At 69.4% G+C, this 26,883-nt stretch carries 28 protein-coding genes and 1 pseudogene; 15 read left to right on the top strand and 14 right to left on the bottom strand.

All coding sequences use genetic code 11. From position 1 onward, the window contains the following. Nucleotides 1-5: 5 nt before the first annotated feature. Nucleotides 6-482: a hypothetical protein gene (locus LUX31_RS25765; protein WP_235477411.1), complete on the bottom strand. Its 477-nt coding sequence runs from the start codon at nt 480-482 to the stop codon at nt 6-8. 41 nt (nt 483-523) lie between these two features. Beyond that, the gene (locus LUX31_RS25760; RefSeq protein ID WP_235477410.1) at nt 524-1,174 is read right to left on the bottom strand and encodes a TetR/AcrR family transcriptional regulator; all 651 of its coding nucleotides are present in this window, start codon (nt 1,172-1,174) and stop codon (nt 524-526) included. 180 nt (nt 1,175-1,354) lie between these two features. Between LUX31_RS25760 and LUX31_RS25755 the strand changes: the two genes are divergently transcribed. Next, nucleotides 1,355-1,813: a TIGR03618 family F420-dependent PPOX class oxidoreductase gene (locus tag LUX31_RS25755; RefSeq protein ID WP_235477409.1), complete on the top strand. Its 459-nt coding sequence runs from the start codon at nt 1,355-1,357 to the stop codon at nt 1,811-1,813. A gap of 29 nt (nt 1,814-1,842) precedes the next feature. Here LUX31_RS25755 and LUX31_RS25750 read toward each other — a convergent pair whose 3' ends face one another. Further along, entirely contained in the window at nt 1,843-2,904 is a 1,062-nt protein-coding gene (locus LUX31_RS25750) for an EamA family transporter (RefSeq protein WP_235477408.1), read from the bottom strand. A gap of 161 nt (nt 2,905-3,065) precedes the next feature. Next, nucleotides 3,066-3,326, bottom strand: coding sequence for a GntR family transcriptional regulator (locus tag LUX31_RS25745; protein ID WP_235477407.1), 261 nt, complete (start codon nt 3,324-3,326; stop codon nt 3,066-3,068). A gap of 160 nt (nt 3,327-3,486) precedes the next feature. Here LUX31_RS25745 and LUX31_RS25740 point away from each other — a divergent pair, with 160 nt between their 5' ends. Together LUX31_RS25740 and LUX31_RS25735 are read left to right on the top strand one after the other, a co-directional pair. Continuing rightward, the gene (locus LUX31_RS25740; protein WP_235480047.1) at nt 3,487-3,798 is read left to right on the top strand and encodes a hypothetical protein; all 312 of its coding nucleotides are present in this window, start codon (nt 3,487-3,489) and stop codon (nt 3,796-3,798) included. Further along, a complete protein-coding gene (locus LUX31_RS25735) occupies nt 3,798-4,094 on the top strand; it encodes a hypothetical protein (protein ID WP_235477406.1) in 297 nt (98 codons plus the stop codon). The genes LUX31_RS25740 and LUX31_RS25735 overlap by 1 nt, the downstream gene beginning before the upstream one ends. Nucleotides 4,095-4,175: 81 nt before the next feature. Here the strand turns inward: LUX31_RS25735 and LUX31_RS25730 are convergent, their stop codons facing one another. Then, nucleotides 4,176-4,970, bottom strand: coding sequence for a metallophosphoesterase family protein (locus LUX31_RS25730; protein WP_235477405.1), 795 nt, complete (start codon nt 4,968-4,970; stop codon nt 4,176-4,178). After that, nucleotides 4,967-7,798, bottom strand: a complete 2,832-nt coding sequence (locus LUX31_RS25725; RefSeq protein ID WP_235477404.1) for an FAD-binding and (Fe-S)-binding domain-containing protein — start codon at nt 7,796-7,798, stop codon at nt 4,967-4,969. The genes LUX31_RS25730 and LUX31_RS25725 overlap by 4 nt, the downstream gene beginning before the upstream one ends. Nucleotides 7,799-8,027: 229 nt before the next feature. Between LUX31_RS25725 and LUX31_RS25720 the strand changes: the two genes are divergently transcribed. The 7 genes from LUX31_RS25720 (at nt 8,028) to serC (ending at nt 18,419) form a co-directional block, all read left to right on the top strand. Next, a complete protein-coding gene (locus LUX31_RS25720; RefSeq protein WP_235477403.1) occupies nt 8,028-10,253 on the top strand; it encodes an ATP-binding protein in 2,226 nt (741 codons plus the stop codon). Beyond that, entirely contained in the window at nt 10,253-10,723 is a 471-nt protein-coding gene (locus LUX31_RS25715; protein ID WP_235477398.1) for a roadblock/LC7 domain-containing protein, read from the top strand. Before LUX31_RS25720 ends, LUX31_RS25715 begins: the two co-directional genes overlap by 1 nt. Next, nucleotides 10,720-11,088 (top strand): DUF742 domain-containing protein, encoded by a 369-nt coding sequence (locus tag LUX31_RS25710; protein ID WP_235477397.1) that lies wholly within the window; start codon nt 10,720-10,722, stop codon nt 11,086-11,088. Before LUX31_RS25715 ends, LUX31_RS25710 begins: the two co-directional genes overlap by 4 nt. A gap of 166 nt (nt 11,089-11,254) precedes the next feature. Continuing rightward, complete coding sequence (locus LUX31_RS25705; RefSeq protein ID WP_443046072.1) at nt 11,255-11,842, top strand: GTP-binding protein; 588 nt, start codon at nt 11,255-11,257, stop codon at nt 11,840-11,842. Next, nucleotides 11,839-13,059 carry a cytochrome P450 gene (locus LUX31_RS25700; protein ID WP_235477395.1) on the top strand — a complete coding sequence of 407 codons (1,221 nt, stop codon included), beginning with the start codon at nt 11,839-11,841 and terminating at the stop codon, nt 13,057-13,059. Before LUX31_RS25705 ends, LUX31_RS25700 begins: the two co-directional genes overlap by 4 nt. 473 nt (nt 13,060-13,532) lie before the next feature. Continuing rightward, entirely contained in the window at nt 13,533-17,138 is a 3,606-nt protein-coding gene (locus tag LUX31_RS25695) for an NACHT domain-containing protein (protein WP_235477393.1), read from the top strand. 162 nt (nt 17,139-17,300) lie between these two features. Next, complete coding sequence (gene serC / locus LUX31_RS25690) at nt 17,301-18,419, top strand: phosphoserine transaminase (RefSeq protein WP_235477385.1); 1,119 nt, start codon at nt 17,301-17,303, stop codon at nt 18,417-18,419. Between the two features lie 47 nt (nt 18,420-18,466). Here serC and LUX31_RS25685 read toward each other — a convergent pair whose 3' ends face one another. Together LUX31_RS25685 and LUX31_RS25680 are read right to left on the bottom strand one after the other, a co-directional pair. Further along, nucleotides 18,467-18,643, bottom strand: a complete 177-nt coding sequence (locus LUX31_RS25685; protein ID WP_235477384.1) for a hypothetical protein — start codon at nt 18,641-18,643, stop codon at nt 18,467-18,469. Nucleotides 18,644-18,915: 272 nt separating this feature from the next. Next, nucleotides 18,916-19,323 carry an ATP-binding protein gene (locus tag LUX31_RS25680; RefSeq protein ID WP_235477382.1) on the bottom strand — a complete coding sequence of 136 codons (408 nt, stop codon included), beginning with the start codon at nt 19,321-19,323 and terminating at the stop codon, nt 18,916-18,918. A gap of 202 nt (nt 19,324-19,525) precedes the next feature. Here LUX31_RS25680 and LUX31_RS25675 point away from each other — a divergent pair, with 202 nt between their 5' ends. Next, entirely contained in the window at nt 19,526-20,410 is an 885-nt protein-coding gene (locus tag LUX31_RS25675) for a helix-turn-helix domain-containing protein (protein ID WP_235477380.1), read from the top strand. Between the two features lie 6 nt (nt 20,411-20,416). Next, on the top strand, nt 20,417-20,647 hold the full coding sequence (locus LUX31_RS25670) for a DUF397 domain-containing protein (RefSeq protein ID WP_235477379.1): 231 nt from the start codon (nt 20,417-20,419) through the stop codon (nt 20,645-20,647). On the opposite strand, the gene LUX31_RS37540 is transcribed toward LUX31_RS25670, so the two are convergent. The 3 genes and pseudogenes from LUX31_RS37540 to LUX31_RS25660 all read right to left on the bottom strand — a co-directional run. Next, the gene (locus tag LUX31_RS37540; protein ID WP_268828202.1) at nt 20,634-21,029 is read right to left on the bottom strand and encodes a hypothetical protein; all 396 of its coding nucleotides are present in this window, start codon (nt 21,027-21,029) and stop codon (nt 20,634-20,636) included. The genes LUX31_RS25670 and LUX31_RS37540 overlap by 14 nt on opposite strands. Beyond that, a complete protein-coding gene (locus tag LUX31_RS37535; protein ID WP_268828201.1) occupies nt 20,960-21,703 on the bottom strand; it encodes an adenosine deaminase family protein in 744 nt (247 codons plus the stop codon). The genes LUX31_RS37540 and LUX31_RS37535 overlap by 70 nt, the downstream gene beginning before the upstream one ends. A 20-nt stretch (nt 21,704-21,723) precedes the next feature. Further along, nucleotides 21,724-21,957: pseudogene (locus LUX31_RS25660) on the bottom strand (cellulose binding domain-containing protein); the annotation flags it as partial. A 795-nt stretch (nt 21,958-22,752) separates the two neighbouring features. Here LUX31_RS25660 and LUX31_RS25655 point away from each other — a divergent pair. Next, complete coding sequence (locus tag LUX31_RS25655; RefSeq protein ID WP_235477377.1) at nt 22,753-23,163, top strand: hypothetical protein; 411 nt, start codon at nt 22,753-22,755, stop codon at nt 23,161-23,163. 29 nt (nt 23,164-23,192) lie between these two features. Here the strand turns inward: LUX31_RS25655 and LUX31_RS25650 are convergent, their stop codons facing one another. The 3 genes from LUX31_RS25650 to LUX31_RS25640 all read right to left on the bottom strand — a co-directional run bounded on the left by LUX31_RS25650 (nt 23,193) and on the right by LUX31_RS25640 (nt 25,484). Then, a complete protein-coding gene (locus tag LUX31_RS25650; protein ID WP_235477376.1) occupies nt 23,193-23,441 on the bottom strand; it encodes a hypothetical protein in 249 nt (82 codons plus the stop codon). A 208-nt stretch (nt 23,442-23,649) separates the two neighbouring features. Beyond that, nucleotides 23,650-24,495: an ABC transporter permease gene (locus tag LUX31_RS25645; protein ID WP_235480045.1), complete on the bottom strand. Its 846-nt coding sequence runs from the start codon at nt 24,493-24,495 to the stop codon at nt 23,650-23,652. A gap of 5 nt (nt 24,496-24,500) precedes the next feature. Further along, a complete protein-coding gene (locus LUX31_RS25640) occupies nt 24,501-25,484 on the bottom strand; it encodes an ATP-binding cassette domain-containing protein (RefSeq protein WP_235477374.1) in 984 nt (327 codons plus the stop codon). 124 nt (nt 25,485-25,608) lie between these two features. Between LUX31_RS25640 and LUX31_RS25635 the strand changes: the two genes are divergently transcribed. Then, on the top strand, nt 25,609-26,382 hold the full coding sequence (locus LUX31_RS25635; RefSeq protein WP_235477373.1) for a TetR/AcrR family transcriptional regulator: 774 nt from the start codon (nt 25,609-25,611) through the stop codon (nt 26,380-26,382). A gap of 31 nt (nt 26,383-26,413) precedes the next feature. Next, the gene (locus LUX31_RS25630; RefSeq protein ID WP_235477368.1) at nt 26,414-26,863 is read left to right on the top strand and encodes a PPOX class F420-dependent oxidoreductase; all 450 of its coding nucleotides are present in this window, start codon (nt 26,414-26,416) and stop codon (nt 26,861-26,863) included. Nucleotides 26,864-26,883: the final 20 nt, after the last annotated feature.

Here is a 26,883-nt window from a genome sequence, read left to right as displayed (position 1 = left end):
CCCGTTCAGTCGCCCGAGTAGCCGAAGATACCCAGGTGGGTCGGCTCGTCGCCGGTGTACAGGACGACGTACAGGCCCGTCCATCGCATACGGCACTCGTCGATCAGGGTCTCCTCGGAGCGCGTATGGCCGCCCATCGCCTCGTACGCCTCCGCGAGCCGCGCCTGGAACTGCTCGGGGGTCGGGCGGTCGGTGCCGAAGTGGTGGACCGTGCGGTCGGGTGCCAGGGGACGCAGGGTCCCGTAGTCCTTGGCTCTGCGTTTGGAAGGGGGCTTGGCCGTGTGGACGACGCGCTCGATGTCGAGGATCGAGTGGGTGCCCTCCTCCTCCATGAACTCCTCGTCCGCGTACAGGTCTTCGAGCGTCTCGTACGTGTCGTCGTTGCCGTACTCCTCCTGGAACACCTGCGCGTGCAGGTTCTCCAGCGCCCGTTCGACACTGCCGTCGAACGAAGTGACGTAGTCCCAGCCGCTCGCACCCATCGCGCGCCCCTCTCCTCCATGCCCTCCTTGTGAGGACGGCGTCAACCTAGAGGACGGCACTGACAACCGGCCCACGCCTCCAGGGCGAGGGCCGAGTTCATGGACGAGCAGGACAGGCGCAGGAGTTCGGGGAGTTCGCCCGGGGTGCAGTCGGGGAGCCATTCGTCCAGGGTGCAGCGCCAGGTGGCCACGAAGAACTCGATGACGAGCCGTAGTTCGAGGTGGTTCTGGCCGTCGAACCGGCGGGCGATCTCGGACTGGACCTCGGCGCAGTGGCGCAGCGCGTACCCGTCGAGTGCCGGTGAGTCGGCGACCAGCCGGAGTGTGAGCGGGAAGCGGCGGTACCAGTCCTCGTCCATGCGCTCCAGTGTGGTCAGCATGGCGCGGAGCAGGATGTCGACCAGCGGCCCGGACTTCTCTGTACCGCCGTCGTCCAGGACCTCCAGGTAGACGGCCCAGAGCTGCTTGGCAGCCGTGAACGCAACGTCCTCCTTGGAGCGGAAGTTGCGGAAGAAGGTCCGCCGGGACACCTCCACCTGATCGAGCAGCGCGTCCAACGGAGTGCTGTCGAATCCACGTTCGCCGAAGAGCGTGACGGCTGTGTCGGCCAGCGCCTGGCGCGTGCGCAGCTTCTTGCGTTCCCGCAGGGTGACGGGCTCTTCGGGGGCGTCAGGAGCGGTCGAGGTGGTCATCGACAGCCACCTCACCAAGTGTGCCGAGATCGAGCGTTTACTCCAATAGAGCAAACGCCACACTGTGGCACTTTGCTTCAGGCTCCCAGCGCCCAGGCAGTGGTCGAGGGGACGACGACCACGCTACGGCGGGCGAGGCGCCGTGGAATGCGAGGCACATCATGGTCAGTTACCCCCTTCATGACCCAACGCCCCGCACCCCGCACCCTGTCCGACGAGGCACTCTCCGACCTCCTCACCAAGCAGCAGTTCGGCACCCTGGCCACCAACAAACGCAGTGGTCATCCCCACCTGACGACCATGGTCTACAGCTGGGACCCCGACACCCGAACCGTCCGCTTCTCCACCACGGCGGACCGCGTCAAGGTCAAACACCTGCGACGCGACCCGCGTGCGGCGCTGCATGTGCCGGGCGGCGATGTGTGGTCGTTCGCTGTCGCGGAGGGCGAGGCGGAGGCGTCCGAGGTCACGACGGTCCCGGGCGACGCGATCGGGCGGGAACTGCTGGCGATGATCCCGGCGGCGGCCAAGCCGGAGGACGAGCAGGCGTTTCTGGAGGAGCAGGTGGCTGAGCGCAGACTGGTGATCCGCTTGCAGACTCACCGGCTGTACGGAACGGCACTGGACATCGAGGCGTAGGACGGCGCGACGCCCCCTCAGGCGTAGGCCTAAGCCTCCAACTCCAGCGGCTGCTTGGGAACTTGCGGCGGCAGAGCGTCCCCGTCAACAACCCCGACCGGGGCGTTCTTCCGCCCCACCTGCGTCCGTACGGCCCCCATGCTCGCCACGATGACGAGGGAGATGGCGAGGGACTCGGGGGCGGAGAGGGTCTGGTGCAGGATCAGGAAACCGGCGAGCGCGGCCACGGCGGGCTCCAGGCTCATCAGGACCGCGAAGGTGGAGGAAGGCAGGCGCCGCAGGGCGAGGAGTTCGAGGGTGTACGGCAACACGGACGACAGCACGCCCACGCCCGCACCCAGCGCCACGGTGGTCGGGTCGAGCAGCTTCCCGCCCGACTCGACGATGCCCAGGGGCAGAAACGCCACCGCGGCGACGACCATGGCGAGCGCGAGCCCGTCGGCCTGCGGGAACCGTCGTCCCGTACGGGAACTGAGGATGATGTACGCCGCCCACATGGCACCGGCGCCGAGGGCGAAGGCGACCCCTACGGGATCGAGGGTGTCGAAGCCGCCTCCGCCGAGCAGGAACACACCGGCGAGGGCAAGCCCGGCCCAGGCGAGATTGAGCGCACGCCGGGAGGCGACGACGGACAGCACCAGCGGCCCGAGCACCTCCAGGGTGACGGCGGGCCCGAGCGGAATCCGGCCGATGGCCTGGTAGAACAGCCCGTTCATGGCGGCCATGGTGAGCCCGAAGAGCAGGACCACTCCCCAGTCGCCGCGCGAGTACCCGCGTACCTTGGGCCGGCAGACCAGCATCATGATCAGGGCGGCGGCGACCAGCCGTAGCGTCACGATGCCAAAGGCCCCTGCCCGGGGCAGCAGGGTCACGGCGAGCGCCCCACCGAACTGCACGGATATCCCCCCGGACAACACGAGCCCGACGGCCCCGAGGGTCCCCCACCCCTTGCGCGCCCCTCGATGCCGCCCCCGAGAGCCCCCGGGGGCCGGCTCGACGAGAGCAGGCAGATTAGCGGAAGGCAGAGCCGAGCCGGACACAACCGGCCCGACCACGGCGGCCCACGAGGGCAGACGCTCAGCACTGGGCATCTTCACAGGGCCTTCCCAGGATTAACGCGCGATCTCCGTACAACGCGATGCACTTTACCGTCCAGAGTAATGGACCAGGAAGAGCATACGAACCTGCGTGCAACCGACGCGCCCCGGGCTGCGCTCGGGCGCCTCTGAGCCCGTCGACCCAGGGTTGCCGATCAGTGGGCGGACGGCTGCTCCGAGGGCGCGGCGGGCTGATGGGCGACGAACGAGCCCAGGCCGGGTTCGGTATAGGTCAGCCCCTCCCGGCGCAGCCCTTGGAGCACTTTCTGTGCCGTTGCGCCCGCGATGCCGAACTCTGCGGTGATCTGAATGACGGACGGAACACGGCTTCGCGGCGGATAGGTCCCGTCCTCGATGCGCTTACGAAGGACTTCGGCGACCTGGCGCCAGCGGGGGATATCGGGAGCGAACTGCATCACTACACCACCATGCGCATGCTGAGGACACTAGTGCGAGCCGTGATACACCTAGTACGCCTAGTACTCCATGGGTAAAGTGAGCGCGAAAGACCCCGGCAACGGATTCCGGCCGCCCCGGGGCATGGCCACCAGCATTTCCCGACAGGAGCTGATGACAGTGACCGACCTTATCGACCGCCTCATCACTTGGGTGGGCCTCCTGCTCACCCCACGCGGCACGCACCGCCCCACACCCCCGCCCACCCTCCTCACCCCCACCACTCCACCCCCAGCCCGAGCCACCCTCCCCACCCACCGCAGCCCCTACGGCCCGGACGCCAACGCCCCGCTCGACGGCACCGCCACCAGGTCCGTACGTCCGTACCTCACCGCTCATGAACAACGGCTGCGGCGACGGGAGTCGGCGATGGCCACCCTCGGGCTGGACATGCCCGGCCCGTACTGGATCCACGGGATGGAGGTCGCCTGATGGAGGTGGAACCCGAGTCGCCGTACGGGCCCCGCCTGTTGCCCTGGACCGGGCAGGAGGGCAAGCCCTGCTACCTGATCACCGACGAGCACGGCGGGCCCGTGTCCCGTCTGGCCGACGCGACGGAGTCCGTCCAGCTCGGTATGGGCGCCGAACTCCTCGCCCACGCCCGCGAGCTGCTCCCGGGCACCCCACGCGGCGAACTCCGCTTCCTCGCCGAGCGGTTGACGGAGGCTCTGCGCGACGCGCTTCGGGTGGCCGAGAGCCGGGGGCAGCGTTTGAACCGGCTGAACTGAACCGGGCGAGAGGTGAGGTGAAGGGAGGGAGCCGCGAGTGTCCGGGCCCCTCCCTTCACCTCACCTCACCTCACCTCCCGCTCAGGCTTCAGCCGCTTCGACGCGCAGCGCCGTTTCTCTCCCGTCACGCCGCCCGAACGCCTCCAGCGCCTCCGCGTCCGTCGCCCGGGCGTGTAGGAAGTGGTCGGCCCAGTCGGCGATCTCCGGGTACGCGCACTCCGCGACGAGGCGGGTGATCGCGGCCGGGATGTCGTACCGCGTCACGCGCAGGTCGGTGCCGGGGCCGAGCAGGCACCAGTGGGCGCCCGGGCGGCCGTACGGCATACCGATGCTGCCGGGGTTCACGACGAGGCGGCCGTGAGCCAGGCGGATGTACGGCATGTGGGTGTGGCCGCAGACCACCGTGCGGACCGTCTCGGGAACGTCTGCGAAGACCTCCGTCCAGCGGTCGAGGCGGGAGTCGACCAGGACGACCTCCTCGTCGTCGCGGGGAGTGGCATGGCAGAAGAGGACGTCGCCGAGTCCTCGGACGGGGAGCGTGAGGGACGTGGGCAGGGCTGCGAGGAACTCGACCTGTTCGTCCGTGAGCCGGTCGGCGGCGAACGGGGCGATCGGGTCCGGGATCGACATCCGCTTCCCTCGTCGGTACTCGACCAGCTCCCGGTCCGCGTTCCCGGCGATCCACAACACCCGGTCGCCCTGCCCTTGGAGAAGGGCGAGAACCTCGGCGGGTTGAGGCCCCGCTGTGATGTCCCCCGTGAGCACGATGCGCTCCGCGGCGGTCACCTCCGGCTCGGCGAGCACCGCTTCCAGGGCTGGGAGCACCCCGTGGATGTCGGAGAGGACAGCCACCCGCTTCAGTTCGGTGCTGCTCATGCTTCGTCCCCCTCCAGTCCCTCGGCCAGCACCTCCGCCAGATGCCGTCCCCGTACTCCCGCCAACTGCTGAAGCTGCGTCCGGCACGAGAAGCCGTCCGCCAGGATCACCGTGTCAGAGGTCGCCTCCCGCACCGCCGGCAGCAGTTGTTCCTCCGCGCAGGCCACCGACACCTCGAAGTGGCCTTTCTCGAAACCGAAGTTACCCGCCAACCCGCAGCAGCCGCCCGACAGTTCGCCTGTCAGGCCCGCGGCCTCGCGCAGGCGGCGGTCCGGCTCGTCGCCCAGGACCGCGTGCTGATGGCAGTGGGTCTGGCCCGTTGCCGGGCGGTTCACGCGCGGCGGGGTCCAGTCGGGGGCGTGGTGTTCCAAAGTCTCCGCGAAAGTGCGGACCGTGTCCGCGAGGCGTCGTGCTCGGGGGTCGTCCGGCAGCAGTTCCGGCAGGTCCGTGCGGAGGGCCGCCGCGCAGCTCGGTTCCAACACGACCACTGAGGTGCCCGTGTCCAGGACCGGTTCCATCACATCCAGCGTGCGGCGCAATACCTTGCGGGCCCGGTCCAGTTGGCCCGTCGAGACGTACGTCAGGCCGCAGCAGACCCGGGGCCCTCCAGTCGGCGGCAGGTTCACCCCCAGGCCCGCCGACTCCAGTACCCGTACCGCCGCACGCCCCACCGACGGCGTCAAGTGCTCCGTGAACGTGTCGGGCCAGAGGACGACGCCTCCCGGGCCCCGCTCGCCGTACCGCGCAGCCCCCTCCCTCCGCCACCACCTGCTGAACGGCTCCCCCGCCACCTCCGGAATCTCCCGCTCGGGCGCGATTCCCCCCAGCCGCTTCGCCAGTGCCGCCAACAACCCCACCCCAGCAAGGGAGTTGACCAGCCGCGCCGTGCGCGTACGCGCGACCGCCCCCAGCCAGACCGGCAGCCAGCCCATCGTGTAGTGCGCCGCCGGGCGCAGTCGGCCGGACCAGTGGTGGTGGAGGAACTCCGCCTTGTACGTGGCCATGTCGACCTCGACCGGGCAGTCCGAGCGGCAGCCCTTGCAGGAGAGGCACAGGTCCAGTGCGTCGCGGACCTCCTCCGACCGCCAGCCGTCCGTGATCACCTCGCCCGCGAGCATCTCGTGCAGCAGCCGCGCCCGCCCGCGCGTGGAGTGCGCCTCCTCGCCCGTCACCCGGAAGGACGGGCACATCACGTCCGAGCCGCCTGCGCTACCTGAACTCCCTGCCGGTGTACGGCACTTGGCTACCCCTACGCATCTGCTCACCGCCGCAGCGAAGTTCCCGCCGTCCGCCGGATAGCCGAAGGCCACGTCCACCGGCTTCCGGGGGAGGACCGCGAAGCGGAGGTTCTCGTCCAGGCGGGCCGGGCGGACCAGCATGCCGGGGTTCAGGAGGTCGTCCGGGTCCCAGAGGGCCTTCGTGCGCTCGAAGAGGGCGATCACCTCGGGGGCGTACATCTTCGGGAGGAGTTCCGCGCGGGCCTGGCCGTCGCCGTGTTCGCCCGAGAGGGAGCCTCCGTGTGCCACCACCAGGTCCGCCAGCTCCTCCGAGAAGTGGCGGAAGCGCGCCACCCCGCCGGGCGTCAGCAGGTCGAAGTCGATGCGTACGTGGATGCAGCCGTCGCCGAAGTGGCCGTACGGCGTGCCTCGGAGGTTGTGGGCCCGGAGGAGGCTCCTGAAGTCCCGTAGATACGCGCCCAGTCGGGGTGGTGGTACCGCGCAGTCCTCCCAGCCGGGCCAGGCCTCCGTGCCGTCCGGCATGCGTGTCGCCGTGCCGCTCGCGTCCTCGCGGATGCGCCACAGGGCGCGTTGGCCCGCCGGGTCGGACATCACCAGGGCGTCCGTGACGTCCGCCGCGCGCACGATCGCCTCCGCACGCGCGCGTGCCTCCGCCGGATCCGCGCCGCCCGTCTCCACGAACAGCCAGGCGCCGCCCCGGGGGAGGTCCGTGGCGGTGCGGACCAGGTCGGCGGCCATGCCCTCGACCGTCAGGGGGCCGTACGGCAGCAGGCCCGCCGCCGCTTCCGCCGCCGCGCTCTCGTCGGCGTACGCCAGCACGGCCAGCGCACGCGCGCGCGGGGCCTCCACCAGGCGTACGACCGCTTCCGTGACGATGCCCAGGGTGCCCTCCGAGCCGCAGAACGAGCGGGCGACGTCCGCGCCCTTCTCGGGGAGCAGCGCGTCCAGCGCGTACCCGGAGATGCGGCGCGGGAGGTCCGGGAAGCCCGTGCGCAAGCGGGCCAACTCGCCCTCCGCCAGCTGCCGCAGGCCCTCCGGGGCACCCGCCCAGTCCCGGCCCAGGCGGAGCCGGTCGCCCCGCGCGCGGATCACCGTCAGCTCGCGCACGCTGTCCGCGGTCGTGCCCCAGGCGACCGAGTGCGCGCCGCAGGAGTTGTTGCCGATCATGCCGCCGAGCGTGCAGCGGCCGTGGGTCGACGGGTCGGGGCCGAAACGCAGCCCGTGTGGGGCGGCGGCCTCCTGGAGGCGGTCGAGGACCAGGCCCGGCTGAACCACCGCCGTGTGTTCCTCGTGGTTGAGGGAGAGGAGTTGGTTCATGTGCCGGGTGAAGTCCAGCACCACCCCTGTTCCTGTCGCCTGGCCCGCGATCGACGTGCCCCCGCCGCGCGCCACGACCGGCACGCCGTGCGCCCGGCAGACGGCCAGCGCCGCCGCCACGTCGTCCGCGTCACGCGGGGCGACCACGCCCAGCGGGACGCGCCGGTAGTTCGACGCGTCCATGGTGACCAGCGCCCGGGACGTGGTGTCGAAACCGACCTCGCCCCGGACGGCCCCGCGCAGTTCCGCCTCCAGCGGCCGAAGATCCGTCATGCCCCCAGCATGCATCCCACCACTGACAGTGACCGTCCCGACGGCCAGGGAAACGTGCACAGTTTGTGGGAACCAAACCGGAACACCGCAAATTCGATCACTAACTCCCCTATAGTGACGGCGAGTTGAACACCATCAGTCACTCCTCGCTCACAAATCGATCACGCAGATCACACAGATTGCACAGATCACACAGGCACCCAGGAACGAACCGACCTAGGACCGCTTGATGACCGCGCCCCGACAGTCCGGCGAACGCCCCGCCTACCGCGCCCTCCTGCCCGCCCCGCTGCTCACCGCCGCACTCGCCGCGCTCGCGGTGGCCGGCGCGGTCGCCCGGGCGCCGGACGAGGTGCGCGTCCCGCTCGCCCTGGGCGGGGCCTGCGCGGCGCTGCTGCTGTGCGCGGCCGTCGCCGTGGCCGCCCGCGGCATCCACTCCACCCGGCTGCTGCGCGAACAGCTCGCGGGCGTCATCGACGACGCCGGCCGCCTGCTGCACGACCGGTCCCGCCTCACCGAGGAGCTGAACCACGTACGGGCCGGCCTCACCGCCGACCTGGAACGGGAACGCTCGCGCGTGTCCGCCGATCTCGCCCGCGAACGCGCCCGCCTCACCGAGGCCTCCACCCAGGAGCTCACCCGCCTCCAGCAGGAGAAGGCGTACGAGATCACCCTGCTCACCGAGGACAACGCCCGGCTGACCGAGGAGCTGCGCCGGGCCCACCAGGAGCGCGCGGCGATCCTCGCGGCCACCGCCAACGCGGCCGGCCGTATGCAGGCGCTGGCCACCGGCACCCTCGCCGACCTGCGCGCCATGGAGGACCGTCACTCGGACGACGACGTCGTCGCCGACCTCCTCCACCTCGACCACCGCACCGCCCAGGCGGGTCGGCTCGCCGACTCGATCGCCGTCCTCTCGGGCGCCCGCTCGGGCCGCCGCTGGGCCCGCCCGATCGTCATGGAGTCGATCCTGCGCGGCGCCATGGGCCGCATCAGCGGGTACCAGCGCGTGCGCGTGCACTCCGCCAGCTCCGCCGCCGTCGCCGGACACGCCGCCGAGGGTGTCATGCACGCGCTCGCCGAACTCCTCGACAACGCCGCGAACTTCTCGCCGCCGACCGCCGAGGTCCACGTGTACGTGGAGGAGGTCCCCTCCGGGGTCATCGTGTCCGTCGAGGACAGCGGCCTGGTCATGAGCGAGGTACAGCTGCGCCGCGCCGAACGGGCCGTCTCCGGCGAGACCGGGGAGCCCGGGGACCAAGCCGAACCGGGGACACGCGGGGACGGCGGGCAGCGCGGCAATGGCAACGGGCGGAAGGGCAGGAACGCCGACGCCATCGGCCTCGGCGGCCTCACCGGGACCCGCCTCGGCCTCTCCGTCGTCGGCCGACTGGCCCGCAAGTACGGCCTCAAGGTCTCCTTCCGCCCCTCGGCACGCGGCGGCACCGGCGTCCTGGTGCTCATCCCGCAGGACATCCTGGCCGGGGGCGCGGTGACCGCCGAGCCGCTGCCGATGCCGACACCGCCCACGCGCGCGGCACAGCCGGTACCGGAGACTCCCGCGGCCCCGGTGCCCACGCCCGGCGAACCCTGGGAGGCACGTTCCAAGGAGCAGGAGGAGGAGCGGCAGCAGCAGGAGGAACAGCGTCGCGTGTCGTACGCCGAAGAGGCCCACCCGGAATGGCCGTACCCGGAGACGTCGTACGCGGAGGGCTCCTACGCGGAGACGTCCTACGCGGAGGGGTCGTACACGGAGGGGTCGTACACGGAGGCGGCGTACGCGGACAGCCCCTCCACGCCGGAGCCGTACGTGGAGCAGCCGCGCGAGGACCAGTCGTACGGGACGGATCCGTCGTACGGGGCCGACGCCTCGTACGGGACCGACCCCTCGTACGGAGGCGACCAGCCGTACGGAGACGAGCCGTACGCGGACCAGTCCCGCGCGGACCAGTCGTACGCCGCCGCCCGCGCCGCCGTCAGTGACCTGGACCCGGACCCCGTACCCACCCACGAGTCCCCCGGCCATCACGCACCGGAGCACCCGGAGAGCACCACCTCGGAGGAACCCCCCGCCGTGCTGCCGAAGCGGCGCCGGGGCCGTACCCTCGCCGAGGCCGAGCGCGCCCGGGGAGCGGCACGGGCCGACGAGTCGAGGTGGTCCGTCCCGCTCGCGCCCGACCCCGATCCCGAGGACACGCGCGCGCGGGTGGCACGTTTCGGGAGTTTCCGGCAGGCCGTGCGAGGCGCCCTGCCGGACCAGGCGGCCCTCCAGGGCAGCACGAACCCGGAACAGACCCCCGAACCCACGTCGACTTCGACATCGACTTCAACATCGACTTCGACCTCGACATCCCCCTCCGCCACCACCCTCACGAACACACCCGCACCCCCGACGGAAGCCGCACCCTCACGTCCCATCTCCCCCAGCTCCCACCCGGAAGGCGACCTCACCTGATGACCGGCACCGGCACTGGCCTCGGCCCGACGACCGCCGACGAGAAGCTGTCCTGGCTCATCGAGGGCCTGCTGGAGCGCACCCCGGGTGCCCGGCACGCGCTCGTGCTGTCCCGGGACGGCCTGAAGCTGTGCCGTACGCCGGAGCTGTCCGTCGACCAGGCGGACCAGCTCGCCGCGATCGCCGCCGGGATCCAGTCGCTGTCGCACGGCGCGTCCGTGGAGTTCGGGGACGGCAGCGGAGGGGTGCGTACGGCGATGACGGAGTTCTACGGAGGGGTGCTGTTCATCGTCGAGGCGGGTCAGGGCGCGCACCTCGCCGTGGTCACCGCCGAGGACGCGGACGCCGGGCTCGTCGGCCACAACATGAGCGAACTCGTCGAGCAGCTCGGGGACCACCTGCGCGCCCAGCCCCGAACGAACCAGCCCGGAACGAACCAGCTCCGGACAGCTCAGCCCCGTACGGCATGAACCGAACAGCGGGACAGGGCAACCGCCCGGGGAGAGACGATTCTCCGGACCGCCTCTACACCCTCACCGGAGGGCGCAGCCGCTCCGCGTCCGACAGTCCGTTCGACCTGGTGACGCTGGTCGTCGCCGAGTGCGACCCGGCGCCCGGGATGCAGTCGGAGCACGCGGCGATCCTGCGGCTCACCGAGCGTCCCATGGCGGTGGTGGAGGTCGCCGCGATGCTGCGGCTGCCGGTGGGCATCACGCGGGTCCTGCTTGCCGACCTGCTCGCCATGGGCCGTGTCAGCGCCCGTCATCCGCTCCGGACAGCCGTCACCGACCTCGACATCCTTGAGCAGGTGCTCGTTGGACTCCGAAACCTCTGACTCCGCAACTTCTGGCTCCGCAACCCCTGGCTCCACGACCCCTGGCTCCACGACCCCTGGCTCCACGACCCCTGGCTCCACGACCGCTGACTCCGCACCCCCACCCCCACCCCCTGCTCCCGACGCACGTCCGCCCCTTCGCGCCTCCGCCGACAACGGGCTGAAGATCGTGGTCGTCGGGGGCTTCGGGGCCGGCAAGACGACGCTCGTCCGTTCGGTCAGCGAGATACGTCCGCTCAGTACCGAGGAGACGATGACGCGGGCCGGCGAGGCCCTCGACGACGTCAGCGCGGTGCGCGACAAGAACGCGACGACCGTCGCCTTCGACTTCGGGCGCATCACGCTCGACGCGCACAACGTGCTGTACCTGTTCGGCGCGCCGGGCCAGGAACGCTTCTGGTTCCTCTGGGACCGGCTGTTCGCGGGCGCGCTCGGCGCGGTCGTCCTCGTCGACACGCGCCGCCTCGACGACTCCTGGTACGCCATCGACCGCCTCGAACAGCACGGCACCCCCTTCGTCGTGGCCCGCAACGACTTCGGCGGCCCCGACTTCGCCCCGGGGGCCATCCGCGAGGCGCTCGACCTCGATCCCGACGTACCGCTGGTCAACTGCGATGCCCGCGCCCGGAGTTCGAGCAAGGGGGTACTGATCGCCCTCGTGGAACACGCGAAACACCGCTACCAGAACTCACGCCCGGGCCCGCGTTCGTACGATGGTCAAGTGCCCGTACGACCAGAGGAGTTGCCCCGGTGAGTGCCCATGTCCCGCTCGACGGCCCCCGGTTCAGGAACGAGCCCGGCCGGCTGTACCGGGAGATGCGGAGCGAGCACGGTCCGGTGACACCGGTGCTGCTCGACGGGGACGTACCGGCGTGGCTGGTGCTCGGCTATCGCGAGCTGCACCAAGTCACCGGCGATCCCGTGCTGTTCAGCCGGGACTCGGAGCTGTGGAACCAGTGGGAGAGGATCCCCGCGGACTGGCCGCACCTGCCGATGATCGACCGTGGCCAGCCGTCGATCCTCTACACGGTCGGTGAACGCCACCGTGAGCGGGCCGCGATGATCGGCAGCGCGCTGGAAGGAGCTGACCCGGTCGAACTGCGGGCGTACACCGAGCAGTTCGCGGACGAGCTGATCGACTCGATCTGTGCCCGGGGCGAGGCGGACCTCGTCAAGGAGTACGCGATGCGGTTGCCCGTACGGGTCATGGCGCGGCTGTTCGGCTTCACCGACGAGGAGGCGTCGGGGCTGGTCGGCGCGGCGAACGACATGGTCGACGGGCAGGAGGCCGGGTCGGCGGGCCAGCGTCATCTGGTCATGGCGATGGGCCAGTTGCTGGCGTCCCGCAGGATTCGCCCCGCCGATGATGTCGTCTCGCGTCTGCTCGCGAACCCGTACGGCTTCACGGACGAGGAGATCGCCCACGACCTGATGATCATGATCGTGGCGGGGAACGAGCCGACTGCGGGCTGGATGGGCAACTCGTTGCGGCTGATGCTCACGGATGAGCGGTTCGCGGCGTCTCTGTTCGGGGGGCGCAGCAGTGTCGCCGAGGCGATGAACGAGGTGTTGTGGGAGGACGCGCCCGTGCAGACCATGCCGGGTCGGTGGGCGTCCCGTGACACCCGCCTCGGCGGGCGGCACATCCGTACGGGCGATCTGCTTCTCCTCGGCCTCCAGGGCGCCAACTCCGATCCTCAGGTCCGTACGGACGGCTCGGCTCTCACCGGGGGCAACAACGCGCACTTCTCCTTCGGGCATGGGGAGCACCGGTGCCCGTTCCCGGCGCAGGAGGTCGCGGAGGTCATCGCCCGCACCGGCATCGAGGTCGTCCTGGACCGCCTTCCGGACATCGACCTGGCGGTCCCGGCGGAGACGCTGACGCGGCGGCCGTCGCCGTGGCTGCGGGGGCTGGCGGAGCTGCCGGTGCGGTTCACTCCTACGCTGGCGGTGGGGGTCGTGCCGACGTAGGTAGCTTTTCCTCGCCCCCGCCGCCCCTACCCGTCCCATCCCATCCCTGGGGGCTGCGCCCCCAGACCCCCGCTGTCGCGCTGAACGCGCTCGTCCTCAAACGCCGGACGGGCTGAGTGGGGGTGCGCGTCGGCGTTCGAGGACAACCGCGCTCAGCCCGCCCTTTTCCCCGCCACTTCTGCACCCACCCACCCGCCCCTGCCACTTCCGCAGCACAGGCGGTGCCTCTTCAGCACCGGCCGGGGCATTTCAGCCCGTCCGGCGTTTGAGGACGAGGCCGTTCAGGCCGAAAGGGGGGTCTGGGGGCGCAGCCCCCAGGGATGGGAACGGGTAAGGGCGGCGGGGGCGAATCCAAGTGGCGAGGCCAGGCAGGGGCTGGTGAACTGGATGCAGGGATCCCTCCACCTCTACACCCCGTACCCGGAAGCGTCGGCCCCCGGCCGATCCCGGCGGAGCCGACGGAGTGGTGGTCAATGGGATACGCACTCCACCAGCGCAAGGTCAAGATCGTCGCAGGCCCGGCGGAGGGAGGCCCCCTGCGGGAACTGTGGGCGCACAGCCGGCGCCCGTTCGTCGCCGTCTTCTGGCACCTCCGCAGCCGGTGGCTGATCCACCGAGGCGTCACGCACGCCAGACGGTGGTGGAATCCGCCGGGGACAACCGTGCTGGTCGCGGTGGTGGCCCTGTTGACCCTGGCGCTGCTCGCGTGGACGTTCGTCGCGGTGCTGGACCTCATCGGGAAGAAGTGGTTGGTAAATGACTTCGGACCGCAGGCGCTGTGCCAGGAGGAGGGCGGCAAGCCCAGCAACAACGCCGCCGCATGCGACGCGGTCACCGGCGTGGCAATGCCAGTACTACTCGTCGCCGCCTCAACCCTCCTGTTCCTGTCCTGGCGGCTGTGGCAGGTCCGCCGGTTCTGCACGTATCAGGCGAGGCACGAACCCAGCCGCCTGGTGCAGACGGCGGGCAGTCTGATGGATGAGGTGGTCGGACGCGACCAGCTCTGCAACGCCATCATGAAGAACCTGGGCGACAAGCACGTCCGACGGCCTCATGTCGTCGTCGGGGGCGTCGGTGTCGGCAAGACGGCGTTGCTGGTCCGGCTCGCCCAGAAACTCGCGGCCGTGGGGGCCGTACCCATCCCGATACGGCTGCGCGACGTCCAGGGTGAGACGCCGCTGGACTTCGACGAAATGGCGCTCGCGCGTTTCCGCGACATCGTGCGGTCGAAGGTACGGTCCGACGGCGAGATCGACCGGATCTGGAGATGGCTTCGGCAGCGGGCCGACCGGATCGTGGTCCTCGCGGACGGTCTGGAAGAGGCGTTCAGCGAGAACGGCATGAGCGGCCGCCGCGACAACCTGATCCGGGACGCGATACGCAGGGCCGGCCAGGAGGGCCTGCCGTTGGTCATCGCCTCGCGGCCGCACGAACCGCTGCGTGCGATGCAGGCGGCCGTCTCGGAACTGGAGCCGCTGAGCAACGAGGCGGCGTTGTGCTACATCGCCCGCAGCGGCAGCTGGCGCTCCGATCCGACCCTGCTCGACCGGATCGTGGAAGCCGCCAACATGGCGGAATCCCCGATTTACCTGAAGATCGCCAAGGATCTGCACAGCAAGGACCTGCTGGAACCGTTGTGGACCGGGGGCGGGAATCCGGACCTTCAGCTCCATGACAGCTGGCAGTTGCGGGCGGAACTCATGGAGACGTGGATCCACGCGCTGGTCGACGGGGACGTCCACCCCGAACTCCCCATCGACCACGACACGAGGCTGGCGGTCGTGGAGTACATCTCCGCGCTCGCGTGTATCGGCCTGGCCTCGGACAGCGCCGACGTCAAGCTCGGGGCACTCACATCGGACGTACCGTGGAACGAGCGCGCCGCGCGGAAACTGGACGACCGGCTGGCGGATCTGCGGTGGTCGCCGAAGGAGTACGCCCACCAGCCCGGCGCCCGTGAGCAGGGTGAGGCACACCCCTGCGAGGGAACACCGGGCGGCGCCGACTGGTGGATAGGCCCCAGGGTGGATGTCCGAATCGCCGCGACATGGGGCACCCGGATGGGTCTGGTCCACGAGGACGGTGACAAGGTCCGCTTTCAGCACAGCATCGTGCAGGCCTATCTCGGATCCCGCTTCCTGGACAGGATGTTCGAAAACGCGACGGCCGACAGCCCGCCGGAACACATCGTCGGCGCTCTGCGGCGGGGCGGACGGGAACTCCTCATCGCGCTCACGTTGTACTCCCGGTCGCAGAACGGAAAGTGCGTCTGCGGGGACTCCCCGGCGCACAAGCGGGCCTGCCCCGTGGACACGATGTGCGAGCTGTTGAAGAAGCAGGCCAAAAACCTGCTGACGGACGCGGAACGCGCGCTGAGGGTGGCCGGACAGCTCCCGGCGACCGGTAACGGCGAGCCCGACGAGCGTGGCGGTCCGCGGCTGAGGGCGCTGGAGATCTACGGCGCCGCCGTGGAGATCGACAGCGTCCGGACCGCCCCGAGACAGCACGAACTCATCTCGGAGATCTCGAAGGACTGGAACCGTCTCAGCCAGAACGAGGACCCCACCAGGCTCCGCGAGGCGAAGCTCGCCCTGGTGAAGCAGTGCGGAACGGCGGTACGCCGGGTGGCCGCCGCCCAGAGCCGCAACCCCGAGTACGAGCATCCGGCGTACCCGCCATACAGCGTCCTGTTCGGGATCGGCCGCAAGGAAACGGACCGCCGGGTGCGCGAGGCGCTCGTCAAGGAGATAGGAGCGGGTGGCGAACCGGCGTACCAGGCACTGTGCGACAGACTCTCCGCGGCTTGTACAGCGCTCGTGACCCAACGCGGGTGCAACGGCCAGGAGATGAAGCCTTCCTCCGAGGAGGCGGACAGGAACGACCGCGGGTCGCAGCGAGACCTGGACGAGGAGAGGGAACGGAAGGAACGCAGGTACGCCGAGGAGGAGGCCTTGGCGGAGAAGGGGAAGTGGGCCTGCAACACCATGCGCGCCTGGCTCCTCCCGCTGCTCGTCGACTCCTCCATGATGTCCCGCCACCTCGCCAGCCCTCGCGACGACCTGGAGAACTGGGTCCGGGTGGCGACCGCGGAGACTACCGGGGAGACGACCAAATCCAAGATCCGTCAGGACGGCCCCGGCGCCCCCATCAGCCTGGGAGTGGCGCTGGCCCTGGGATTCAAGTACGCCGCCAACCGACGGCCCGGCTCCCGGCCCAACCAGAAGGCCCGCGAGTTCCTCGTCAAACAGGCCCAGGAACTGCTGAACCAGAGCACGTTCTGGTACACGCGCCTGACGCTGCTGCACGCCCTGACCCTGTGGAGCCTGCCCGACGACGTCAACGCGGACCAGCCGATACGCGGCCACGGGGCGGACCCCGGGGCCCAGGTGAAGGAGTGGCTGTCGCTCGGCGACAAGAACCGGGCGGAGCACCCCCTGGTGGAGGCGGCCTCGAAGCTGGCGGTACGCGCTCTGCAGACCCGGCGGCCCGAACGGTTCCTGTGGATCGACGAGGCTGCCCTGGCCTCCTGCATCGGCACCGAGGTCGGGCTGCCCGGGGAGCAACGGGCCCACAACCTGTGGATCCCGCCGTCCACCGGGTGGAGCAGCCTGGACCCCACGGCACAGCAGCTGCTGGCGGACGTACTGCTGCTGATGGTGCTCGGCGAGCGCTCGCACCGACCGAAGGACCTGTTCCGCATCCTGGAGCGCTGTACCCGCGAGCCGGCCCAGATGCCGTCCTGCCTGCGCAAGGACCGCACCCGGCTGAACCCCGTCCGGGGGGCGGAACGCGCGGCGCAGCCCGGGTCCAGCTGCACGGACGAGTGCCGGATGAAGATGTGCCCCTACCCGGCCAAGGTGGAGAGCCTGCGGATGGAGTTCAGCGAGGTCTTCTGCCTGCACCAGCGCGACCTGCTGAAGAAGTGGCAGCCCTGGGCGTGGGCCTCCCTCCGCTTCCGCCGCGAGGCCCCCTGGCAGCGCAAGGTGCCCGTCGCCGGCATGCGCCGCTTCTGGGACCAGATGAGCGACCGGGCGCGGGACATCGACCCCGACGACACGGACAGCGCCCGTACGGATTGACCCGCCGCCTGTTCCAACGGGCCCCGCCCGGTCCGACGGCCCGCCGCCTCGTCCGACTGCCCCCGTCTCATCCGACTGCCCCCCGCCTCGTCCGACTGCCCCCCGTCTCATCCGACGGACGACGTTTCACCCACGTTTCGCGGAGCCGATAGGCTCGCGCCCGTGGCTGACATCCAGATCCCCGCTGACATCAAGCCCGCCGACGGACGCTTCGGCGCGGGCCCCTCCAAGGTGCGGACGGAGGCGCTGGACGCCCTCGCCGCGACCGGCAGTTCCCTCCTCGGTACCTCTCACCGCCAGGCCCCGGTCAAGAACCTGGTCGGCAAGGTGCGCGAGGGCATCCGGGACCTGCTCTCCCTCCCCGAGGGCTACGAGGTGATCCTCGGCAACGGCGGCTCGACCGCGTTCTGGGACGTCGCGACGCACGGCCTGATCGAGAACAAGTCGCAGCACCTCACCTTCGGTGAGTTCAGCTCGAAGTTCGCGAAGGCAGCCAAGCTCGCCCCCTGGCTCGCCGACCCGACCGTCATCTCCTCCGACCCGGGCACCCACCCGGACCCGGAGGCCGAGGCGGGCGTCGACGTCTACGCGTACACGCACAACGAGACGTCCACCGGTGTCGCCGCGCCGATCAAGCGCGTAGCGGGTGCCGACGCGGGCTCCCTCGTCCTCGTGGACGCCACGTCCGGCGCCGGCGGTCTGCCCGTCGACATCGCCGAGACCGACGTCTACTACTTCGCCCCGCAGAAGTCCTTCGCGGCGGACGGCGGCCTCTGGCTCGCCGCGTTCTCCCCGGCCGCGATCGAGCGCGCCGAGCGCATCCACGCGAGCGGACGCCACATCCCGGAGTTCTTCTCGCTCCCCACGGCGATCGACAACTCCCGCAAGAACCAGACGTACAACACCCCGGCCCTCGCCACCCTGTTCCTCCTCAACGAGCAGCTGGAGTGGATCAACGGCCAGGGCGGCCTGGACTGGGCGGTCCGCCGCACCGCCACTTCCGCCCGCACCCTGTACGGCTGGGCCGAGGACTCCAAGCACGCGACGCCGTTCGTCACCGACCCGGCCAAGCGCTCGCAGGTCATCGGCACGATCGACTTCACGGACGAGATCGACGCGGCCACCATCGCCAAGGTCCTGCGCGCCAACGGCATCGTCGACACGGAGCCCTACCGCAAGCTCGGCCGCAACCAGCTCCGCGTGGCGATGTTCCCGGCGGTCGACCCGGCGGACGTCGAGGCGCTGACGAAGTGCATCGACTACGTGATCGAGAAGCTCTGACCTTCTCTCGTACGACCTTGTACGACGATGGGGGCGCCCGGTGCTGGTCACCGGGCGCCCCCATCGTCGTAGCCGCGGGCCATGCGGCGCCGGAAGGACCGCTCATGTTCGCCGCGCCCTTCTTCCGCCATGTGCACCGTTATGTAGAGCCGCACCATGGCGCCTACGCCCTCAAGCCGTTCGGTGCGTGCTGCCACCCCCTCGTGGAACGAGGGGGTGGCCACAGACTCCCAGCACGACTCGGAGGCGAGGAGTGGCAAGCCTCGTCCGCTATTCGCTCGTTGGCGCTCCGAACACCTCCACCAGCGGTACCAACGTGCCCTTTCAGGGCTGAGCAGGAGCCCCACGTACGGGTCCGGCTGCCTGGGTGCTCGGTCGACGTCGAGCACCTGCGCCCTGCACCTGCCCCGCTGCGGCGGACGCGGACGCATGGTACAAACAACGCCCAGGACCAGGGCAACGCACACGACCGCACCCCCCGAACCGACAAGCAGTGTCACTGTTCGAGCCTCTTCTCAGCCCACACGGTTTTTCCGATGACTCCTGGGTTCACACCCCAGGCATCCGACAGGGCGTCGACCAGCACGAGACCCCTGCCGCCGGTGTCCTGGCCGGTCCCACACAGGTGCGGCTTCTTGTCGCTCTGGGTGTCCCGCACCTCGACGCGGATGACGTCGCCCGTCCTTTCGATGGCCATGCGGACCTGTCGACCAGATGTGCCGGGTACGCGCCCATGGGTCACGGCATTGGTCATCAACTCGCTGACCATGAGCACCATGTCGTCCACGAAGTCCTGAGCCTCGGGCAGGCCGCAGGAGGCGAGGAAGTTCCGACAGTCAGTGCGGGCACGTCCGACAGAGCGGTTGGTGGTGGGGTAGTTGCGTTGTGCGATCACTTCGGGCATGCGGGCATCCCCCTCTGAGGGCACGGCAGGACGGAGGGTGAGCGCTCGACCACGGAGCACTCGATTGCAATCCTGCATCCCTCCAGCGGGGGGTGCAACCCTGCAACCCATCCTCAACTCGTTCGGGTGGTTGCCGAGTTGCCTGCCGAACAGGCCTCCGGCACGCTGCTATCGCTGGTCGAACCAAGAAAGGAGGCGCCACGTGGCGACGCGCCGGATACTGCAGCCGACTGCACGCCAAGTGCGGCTCGGGTCCATCCTCCGAGGACTGCGCGAGGAGGGTGCTCACGGCAGCCAGGACTCAGTGGCAAGCGAACTCGGCTGGTCCGAGTCCAAGTTGTCTCGTATCGAGTCCGGACGTCTGGGTATCAGTCTCGAAGACCTGGACGTGCTTCTCGGCCGATACGGCGTCAAGGATCAGGGCCTGCGCACATACGTGGCCGACCTGCGCAGGCGGGGCAATGTCCGCGGCTGGGAAACCGACATCCGCTCAGTCGTGAGCGCCATGCATGCCGACTACATCGGTTACGAGTCAGACGCATCGGACACGTACAACGCCCAAACAACCCTGATTCCAGGACTGTTGCAGACGCATGACTATGCGGCGGCCGTGTTCAGTCAGCACGCTCCTGAAATGAGCGAAGAAGTTAAGAACGAGCGGCTCGCCATCCGGGACAGACGACGACAGGCATTCGATCGACCGAACCCTTTGGTCTTCTGGGGCGTCATCTCGGAGTCTGCATTCCGGCACGCCGTCGGCGGACCCGACGTGATGGCAGCTCAACTCGAACACCTGCTGACCCTGGCCAAGGAACACCCAGGCACGATCAACATTCACGTACTGCCGGAGTCGTCAGAATCTCACGCCGTCCTGTTCGGCCCGTTCGTCATCCTCTCATTTCCAGAGCAATGGGAGCCCGACGTTGTTTATCTGGAGGGACTGACCGGAACTCGGTTCCTGGAGGAGCCTGAAGAAGTCCGGGCTTACAGTAGACTTTTCAACCGGCTCATGATGTCGGAATCCCTCAGAGGGGCCGATTCATTGAAGCTCATAGAAAGTCACCTCAAAAATTACCGCAAAGGATAAGTCGGTATGTCGCATCGAATAATCCCGGACGCATCCGCGCTGGGTGTTGCGTGGCAGAAGTCATCCGCCTCCGGGGCCGATGGCGACTGCGTCGAGTTCGCCGCCTACGCGGATGCCATCGCCATCCGACACAGCAAGGCCCCCAGCGGCCCCGCCCTCCTCTTCACCCACTCCGAGATGGAAGCCATGCTCACGGGTGCCAAGGCCGGAGAGTTCGACCACTTCACGCAGGGCTAAACACTGACCCACAATCCAGCCAGTCTCCGATGAGCGTGACCGCGTCATCCACTATTGCGCGCGGGGCGCCAGAGGATACGACCGAGGTGCGGGCTATCGCGGCGAGTTGGGAGTCGGTGAGGGCGAAGACCGCGCAAGCTGTTTCGTACTCCTCCAGTAGGCCTGGGCCGAACAGCAGAGGGTCGTCGGCGTTGAGGGTGCACCGCACACCGGCCGGCAGCAGCCGCGGCAGGGGGTGGCCGGACAGGGACGCCACGACGCCGAGAGCGACGTTGGAGGTGGGGCAGACGTCGAGGACCACGCCTTCCGCAGTCAGGCGGGCGACGAGAGCCGGGTCCTCGACCGCCCGTACACCGTGGGCGATCCGCCGCGCGCCCAGCACGTCGAGTGCGGCCCTACGCCGACCGGACCGGCGAGTTCCCCTGCGTGCGGGGCCGAAATGAGCCCCGCATCATGGGCGACGGCAAACGCCTCGGCGAACGGTTCCGGCCCGTATCGGGCCTCGTCTCCGGACAGACCGAAGGAGACCACCCCCTTGTCCGCCCGCCGGACCGCGAGGCGGGGGGCCGCGACGGCCTCCGAAGGGTCCGCGTTGCGCCGGGCGTACACCAGGACGCCGAAGCCGACACCCAGCCGGGCAGCGGTACGGCGACCCTCGTCGATCACCGCGTCCAGCAGGTCGAGCACGGCGTCCGGATCGTCCTTGTAAGTCAGGGGGTTCACGTGTGGCTCGATCCATACCACTCCGTCTACGGCGGCATCCTCGACCACTTCGCGCACCAGCCTCAGAAGGTTCTCCCTCGGGCCCTCGCACACCAGCCGCGCAGCGACGCGATACAAGGACATGAAGTCCTCGAGCGACTTGAAGTCGCGTAAGCCGAACAGTTGTTGTCCGCCGTGCTCGCCCGACAGTTCCGCGAGCGTGGCGGGACGCATCGCGCCCTCCAGATGGAGATGCAGATGGGCTTTCGGCAGGAGGGCCAGGTTTCGCATGGGTTCATCACTCTGCATACGCAGATGGGGGCGCCCGGCGAACACCAGACGCCCCTTCCTCATGCCCTCGTCCCCTCAGTCCTCGTGACCGCCTGTGAACCGCCCCAGGTCCACGTCACCTGCCAGGACTTGAGCGCCACCGTCCCCGTATTGGTCACCTTGACCTCGGCGTTGAACCCTCCGCCCAAGTCGCTGCTGACCGTGTAGGAGGCGGCGCAGGCCGCTGTACTACCGCCGCCACCCCCTCCCCCGCCGTTCCCGGGAAACCCGGGCGTCTTCAGGCTCGCCAGATACCTGTCCTTCACCGTGTCCACGGTCACCCTGACACGTGCCGAGTAGGCGAGAGAGAAGGGGGAATTGAGTGAGGCGGAATGAGTGGGAGACGGCGGCGGGCTCGCGTGTGTGGGTCGAGTCGGACCAGCACGGAGAGTTCATCCGGTGCCAGGGATGCCGACGGCCGATCCTGATCACGGGTGCGGGCCCGGCGGGATTCGCCGCTCGGGATCACGCGAAAACCTGCCGTAGGTAGGGGCGGCGAAGCCTGGAACGGGCCTGGGCCGGCTCCCGGAGAGAGGCCGACTCAGGACCCCTGACGGCGGAAAGTCACAGGTCACGTGCGTGATGACCTCACGCGTGCACGGATATGGGCCACGACGAGACCGGCATTCGCGCGTGAGGTTGTCACGCTTGGGCGGGGTCCGGGGGTGCGCTGTAGCGCCCCTGGTAGCACCGGCCAGATGACTGCACTTGAATGTTTTTTGCGAGTAGATACGCGAGAGCGATTGATAATATTCACTACAGATAAGAATATGTCGCAAATTCCCACCCATTTGACGCAGGCGATCTCCGCGCTTCACACTCTGGGCAGGTTGTTTTCGGTCACGTCGACTGCCCTGTTGTAGCCGATCATGGCCTGTCGTCTCCGGTCCGGACCCGGCGGGAACGTCTCGTCGCGGAGCGCCCGACAGCCATCGCCGGTACCGGCGCCGTGAGCTCCAACAGAGCCACCGGCAAAGGCGATCAGGACCATGACTTGGGTGTTCCGTTTGCCTGATCGGCTACACCCATGGCGGGACACCATCGCTGTTTCTTAAAGAGAGGTAAATTTCACTGTGGCTCAAAACAGTTTGGGTGAAGGGTTCTGGGAGCGGCTGGCGGCCCGGGGGGTTGGTCGCCGCATGGTCCAGGTGGCCCAGCTTGTCCTCGCGTGCTGTTCTACGGCTCTGATCGCCTACTGGACGCAGAATTACCCCGAGGAGGTTCTTAATGTTATCGGGTACGTCGGTCCTTTGGCACTCCTGGGCTGCTTCGCCGGGATGTACGAGGACGGGAAGGCCAAAAGGGGTGAGAAGCAGAAATCACTAAGGGAACAGAGCGAAAATAAGCAGTTGAGGGGCTCGACGGAAGGCCGCGTCGGCTTCGTCCCGCAGCAGGCTGCGTATGCACAAAATGAGTATGCGTCGACTATGTATGCGCCAGGAAATGGGGCATCGACACAGGCCGGACATTGGGATTCGGAATAGCCAAACCCGGTAGCAAGGGTAGGCAGAATTCACCCTGGCAACACGCTTGTACGTGTTGCCAGGCACCCGCAGCTGGGTGACGTGAGGCCGGCGCCGGTGACCGCGGCCAGCAGATGGGCGGCCGGGATCTCGACATGCCGCGAGCCTCGGGCGCTCTTGCCGTCCACCGCGACGGTCTCGACCCCGGCCGGATCCGCGCCGAGCAGGTCGGCAAGCCCGCCGCGGCAGGCGGCGTTAAGCACCCGGCGAACGGTCGCCGTGCTCGGAGGGACGCGCACGTTAAAGACTGTCGCAGTGCGGGCGCCGAGCCAGGCAAGCGTGAAACATGTCGCTCGTTCCCTTCGGGGAGGCGCGGCCCCGGAACATGTGGGAGCGCTCCCACGGACCGCGCACCTCCAGGAAACTGACATACCATCACCACGTCAAGACGTACGGCACATACGACGCCACCGGCTCACCGGCTCACCGGCTCACCGGCTCACCGGCTCACCGACTGAGCCTCTTGAACCTCCGCACCGCCAACGGCAGGAACACCACCGTCAGGATCAGCGGCCACACCCCCGCCATCAGCAGCGCGTGCCGCTCCACCCACGAGTTCCCGGTCACCCCCGGCGCCCCGAACAGCTCGCGGGCGGCCGAGGCCGTGGACGAGATCGGGTTCCAGAGGGCGACCTGGCCCAGCCAGTCGGGCATCAGCTGGGGCGACACATAGATGCTGGAGACCATCGTCACCGGGAAGACCACCGCGAACAGCCCGCCCGCCTGTTCGGGGCTGGGCACGACCAGGCCGAGCCAGATCCCCACCCAGATCAGCGCGAACCGCAGCCACAGCAGCAGCCCGAAGGCCTGCACGAAGCCGAGTCCGCCGTCCGGCCGCCAGCCCATGCCGTACGCGGTGACCATCATGATCCCCAGCTCGGCGCAGGCCACGATCAGGTCCGTTCCCCCGCGCCCGGCGACCACCGCCGAAGGGGCCATCGGCATGGAGCGGAACCGGTCGATGACGCCCTTGCTGGAGTCGTAGACGACGACCGTCGCCGTGGTGACGAACCCGAGGGCCATCGTCATCACGAACATCCCGGGCATCAGGAACTTCTTGTAGTCCCCGCCGCCCGGTACCTGGATCGCGTTGCCGAAGACATAGCCGTACAGCAGCACGGACAGGATCGGGAAGCCCAACTGCCAGAGGATGCTGATGGGTTGACGCTTGTAGTGGGTGAGGCCTCGGCGTACGACGTTCCAGCAGTCGGCGAGCGTCCAGTACAGCCGGCCATGGCTCCGGCCCCCGCGACGGGCCCCGCGACGGCCACCGCCCGTACGGGGTGCCTCCACCGCGCTCACGCGGCCGTCTCCTCTGCACCCTCTACGTCCGCTGTCTCCTCCGTACGGCGGCCGGTGAGCCGCAGGAACACGTCGTCGAGGCTCGGTCGGCGCAGCCCGATGTCCTCCACCGGGACCCTCAAGTCCTGGAGCGTGCGGGCCACATGGGTGAGCGCGGCCACCCGGTCGGTCACCGGTGCGTGGACGCGCAGGCCGTCCAGATCGACCTCCGGTTCGCTGTCCGCGACCTGGGCAACTGCCCGTACCACCCAGGGAATTCGGTCCCGCTGCCCGACGACGACCTCGATACGGTCGCCGCCGACGCGCCGCTTCAGCCCGTCGGGGGTGTCGTCGGCGATCGCGCGCCCCTGGTCGATGACGGTGACGCGGGAGGCGAGCCGGTCGGCCTCCTCCAGGTACTGCGTGGTGAGCAGTACGGTCGTGCCGTCGGCCACCAACGCCCGTACGGCGTCCCAGACTTCACCCCGGCCGCGCGGGTCGAGCCCGGTGGTCGGCTCGTCGAGGAAGAGGACGGCGGGGGCGAGGATCATCGAGGCGGCGAGGTCGAGGCGGCGGCGCATGCCGCCGCTGTAGCCCTTGACGCCCTTGTCGGCGGCGGCCACCAGGCCGAAGCGTTCCAGGAGTTCGGCAGCGCGCGACCGTGCCCGCTTCCCGCCGAGGTGGAAGAGCCGGCCGAACATCTCCAGGTTCTGCCGGCCGGTGAGGATCTCGTCCAGCGCCGCGTACTGCCCGGTGAGCCCGATCCGGGAGCGGACCTCGCGCGGCTGCGTGGCCACGTCGAGTCCGGCCACCGTCGCCTGTCCGCCGTCCAGCCGGAGCAGCGTGGCCAGGATGCGTACGGCGGTGGTCTTGCCGGCGCCGTTGGGGCCGAGCAGTCCGTGCACCGTGCCCTGGCGGACGAGCAGGTCGAACCCGTCGAGGGCGCGTTTCTCGCCGTACCGCTTCTCCAGGCCCTCCGCCCGCACCACACAGTCGTCCATGACGCCCTCCCGGTCTTCCCGCGCCCACCCCTGCCCTCTCGAACTGGGTACACCGTACTCGTTTTCGCGTACGACGTACCCAGTTCGTGTGCGACCGATGCGCGCGGGGTTCTAAGCTCGGCGTATGACGAGCGGCAGCGGTGGTGACGGCGGCGGTACGGAGACCAGCGGCAGTGGTGACATCGCGCGCACCCTCGAACTGCTGTGGGCGACCGGACCCCGTCCCAGCCGTGGCCCCAAGCCGGGTCTGACCCTCGACGGGATCGTCGAGGCGGCCGTGCGCATCGCGGACACCGAGGGCGTGCAGGCGCTGTCGATGCGCCGCGTCGCCACCGAACTCGGCACCGGCGCCATGTCGTTGTACCGGTACGTCCCCGGCAAGGCCGAGCTGCTCGACCTGATGCTGGACCGCGTCCAGCGCCCGGCCCCGGAGGAGCTGGGCGACGGCGACTGGCGCGCCACCCTCGAAGCCATGGCGCGCTCCACCCTCGCCCACTACCGCCGCCACCCCTGGCTGCTCCAGGTCAACCAGTCCCGCCCGGTCCTCGGGCCCAGCTCACTCGACGGCCTGGAGAGCGTGCTCGCGCGCATCAAACCGATGGGGCTGACCGATCCCGAGCTGGTCTCGGCGGTGGTGATGGTCGACGGGTACGTCGTCGGGGCGGCCCGTGCCCAGGTCCACCAGCAGGAGGCCGAGCGCCGCACGGGCCTGACGGACCAGGAGTTCTGGCGGGCCCAACTCCCGGTCCTGGAAAGGGCCATGGCCTCCGGCCGCTACCCCGTCCTCGCCACCCTCTCCGAGGACACCTTCGCCCCCGGCTTCGACCACTTCGAGTTCGGTCTGCAGCGCATCCTGGACGGCCTGGAGGTCTGGGTCGAACGGCGCACGCGAGGGTGACAAACCGGGCGTCCGGTGCATGGATGGAGGTATGAGCACTCCGACTCCGACAGGCCCCAGCCCGAGCCCCAGCCCCAGTCCTCGGCTCACCCCTTTCGTCAAGCAGTGGGCCGTCCTGCTCACCAGCCACAAGAAGGACGGCAGCGGCGTCGGCACCCCGGTCAACATCGCCGTCGAAGGCGACCACGCCTACTTCCGTACGCCCGGCAGCGCCTGGAAGACCAAACGCCTGCGCAACAACCCGGAGGTGGAGATCGCCCCCTCCACCCTGCGCGGCGCCCCGACCGGCCCCGAGATCCACGCCCGCGCCCGGCTGCTCGACCACGACAGCCCGGAGGACCGGCACGCGGCGAAGCTGCTGCGCCGCAAATACCCGGTCACCCACGGCGTCCTGGTCCCCCTCGCCCACAAGGTGATGGGGACACCGACGCTCCACTACGAGCTGCGGGTACGGGAGATCGGGCAGGTACGCGAGGAGTGACGCGCCGAGGGCCCCCAGTG

The organism is Streptomyces sp. GQFP (assembly GCF_021545335.1).
Lineage (GTDB): Bacteria > Actinomycetota > Actinomycetes > Streptomycetales > Streptomycetaceae > Streptomyces.
The sequence above is the reverse complement of the archived record's forward strand: the minus strand, read 5'-3'. Positions and strand labels throughout refer to the sequence as shown.

Excerpts from the sequence above, each read along its gene's own strand:
- LUX31_RS25765 (WP_235477411.1), bottom strand. The coding sequence starts at position 482 with ATGGGTGCGAGCGGCTGGGACTACGTCACTTCGTTCGACGGCAGTGTC.
- LUX31_RS25760 (WP_235477410.1), bottom strand. The coding sequence starts at position 1,174 with ATGACCACCTCGACCGCTCCTGACGCCCCCGAAGAGCCCGTCACCCTG.
- LUX31_RS25755 (WP_235477409.1), top strand. The coding sequence starts at position 1,355 with ATGACCCAACGCCCCGCACCCCGCACCCTGTCCGACGAGGCACTCTCC.
- LUX31_RS25750 (WP_235477408.1), bottom strand. The coding sequence starts at position 2,904 with ATGCCCAGTGCTGAGCGTCTGCCCTCGTGGGCCGCCGTGGTCGGGCCG.
- LUX31_RS25745 (WP_235477407.1), bottom strand. The coding sequence starts at position 3,326 with ATGCAGTTCGCTCCCGATATCCCCCGCTGGCGCCAGGTCGCCGAAGTC.
- LUX31_RS25735 (WP_235477406.1), top strand. The coding sequence starts at position 3,798 with ATGGAGGTGGAACCCGAGTCGCCGTACGGGCCCCGCCTGTTGCCCTGG.
- LUX31_RS25730 (WP_235477405.1), bottom strand. The coding sequence starts at position 4,970 with ATGAGCAGCACCGAACTGAAGCGGGTGGCTGTCCTCTCCGACATCCAC.
- LUX31_RS25725 (WP_235477404.1), bottom strand. The coding sequence starts at position 7,798 with ATGACGGATCTTCGGCCGCTGGAGGCGGAACTGCGCGGGGCCGTCCGG.
- LUX31_RS25720 (WP_235477403.1), top strand. The coding sequence starts at position 8,028 with ATGACCGCGCCCCGACAGTCCGGCGAACGCCCCGCCTACCGCGCCCTC.
- LUX31_RS25715 (WP_235477398.1), top strand. The coding sequence starts at position 10,253 with ATGACCGGCACCGGCACTGGCCTCGGCCCGACGACCGCCGACGAGAAG.
- LUX31_RS25710 (WP_235477397.1), top strand. The coding sequence starts at position 10,720 with ATGAACCGAACAGCGGGACAGGGCAACCGCCCGGGGAGAGACGATTCT.
- LUX31_RS25695 (WP_235477393.1), top strand. The coding sequence starts at position 13,533 with ATGGGATACGCACTCCACCAGCGCAAGGTCAAGATCGTCGCAGGCCCG.
- LUX31_RS25680 (WP_235477382.1), bottom strand. The coding sequence starts at position 19,323 with ATGCCCGAAGTGATCGCACAACGCAACTACCCCACCACCAACCGCTCT.
- LUX31_RS25670 (WP_235477379.1), top strand. The coding sequence starts at position 20,417 with ATGTCGCATCGAATAATCCCGGACGCATCCGCGCTGGGTGTTGCGTGG.
- LUX31_RS37535 (WP_268828201.1), bottom strand. The coding sequence starts at position 21,703 with ATGAGGAAGGGGCGTCTGGTGTTCGCCGGGCGCCCCCATCTGCGTATG.
- LUX31_RS25640 (WP_235477374.1), bottom strand. The coding sequence starts at position 25,484 with ATGGACGACTGTGTGGTGCGGGCGGAGGGCCTGGAGAAGCGGTACGGC.
- LUX31_RS25635 (WP_235477373.1), top strand. The coding sequence starts at position 25,609 with ATGACGAGCGGCAGCGGTGGTGACGGCGGCGGTACGGAGACCAGCGGC.
- LUX31_RS25630 (WP_235477368.1), top strand. The coding sequence starts at position 26,414 with ATGAGCACTCCGACTCCGACAGGCCCCAGCCCGAGCCCCAGCCCCAGT.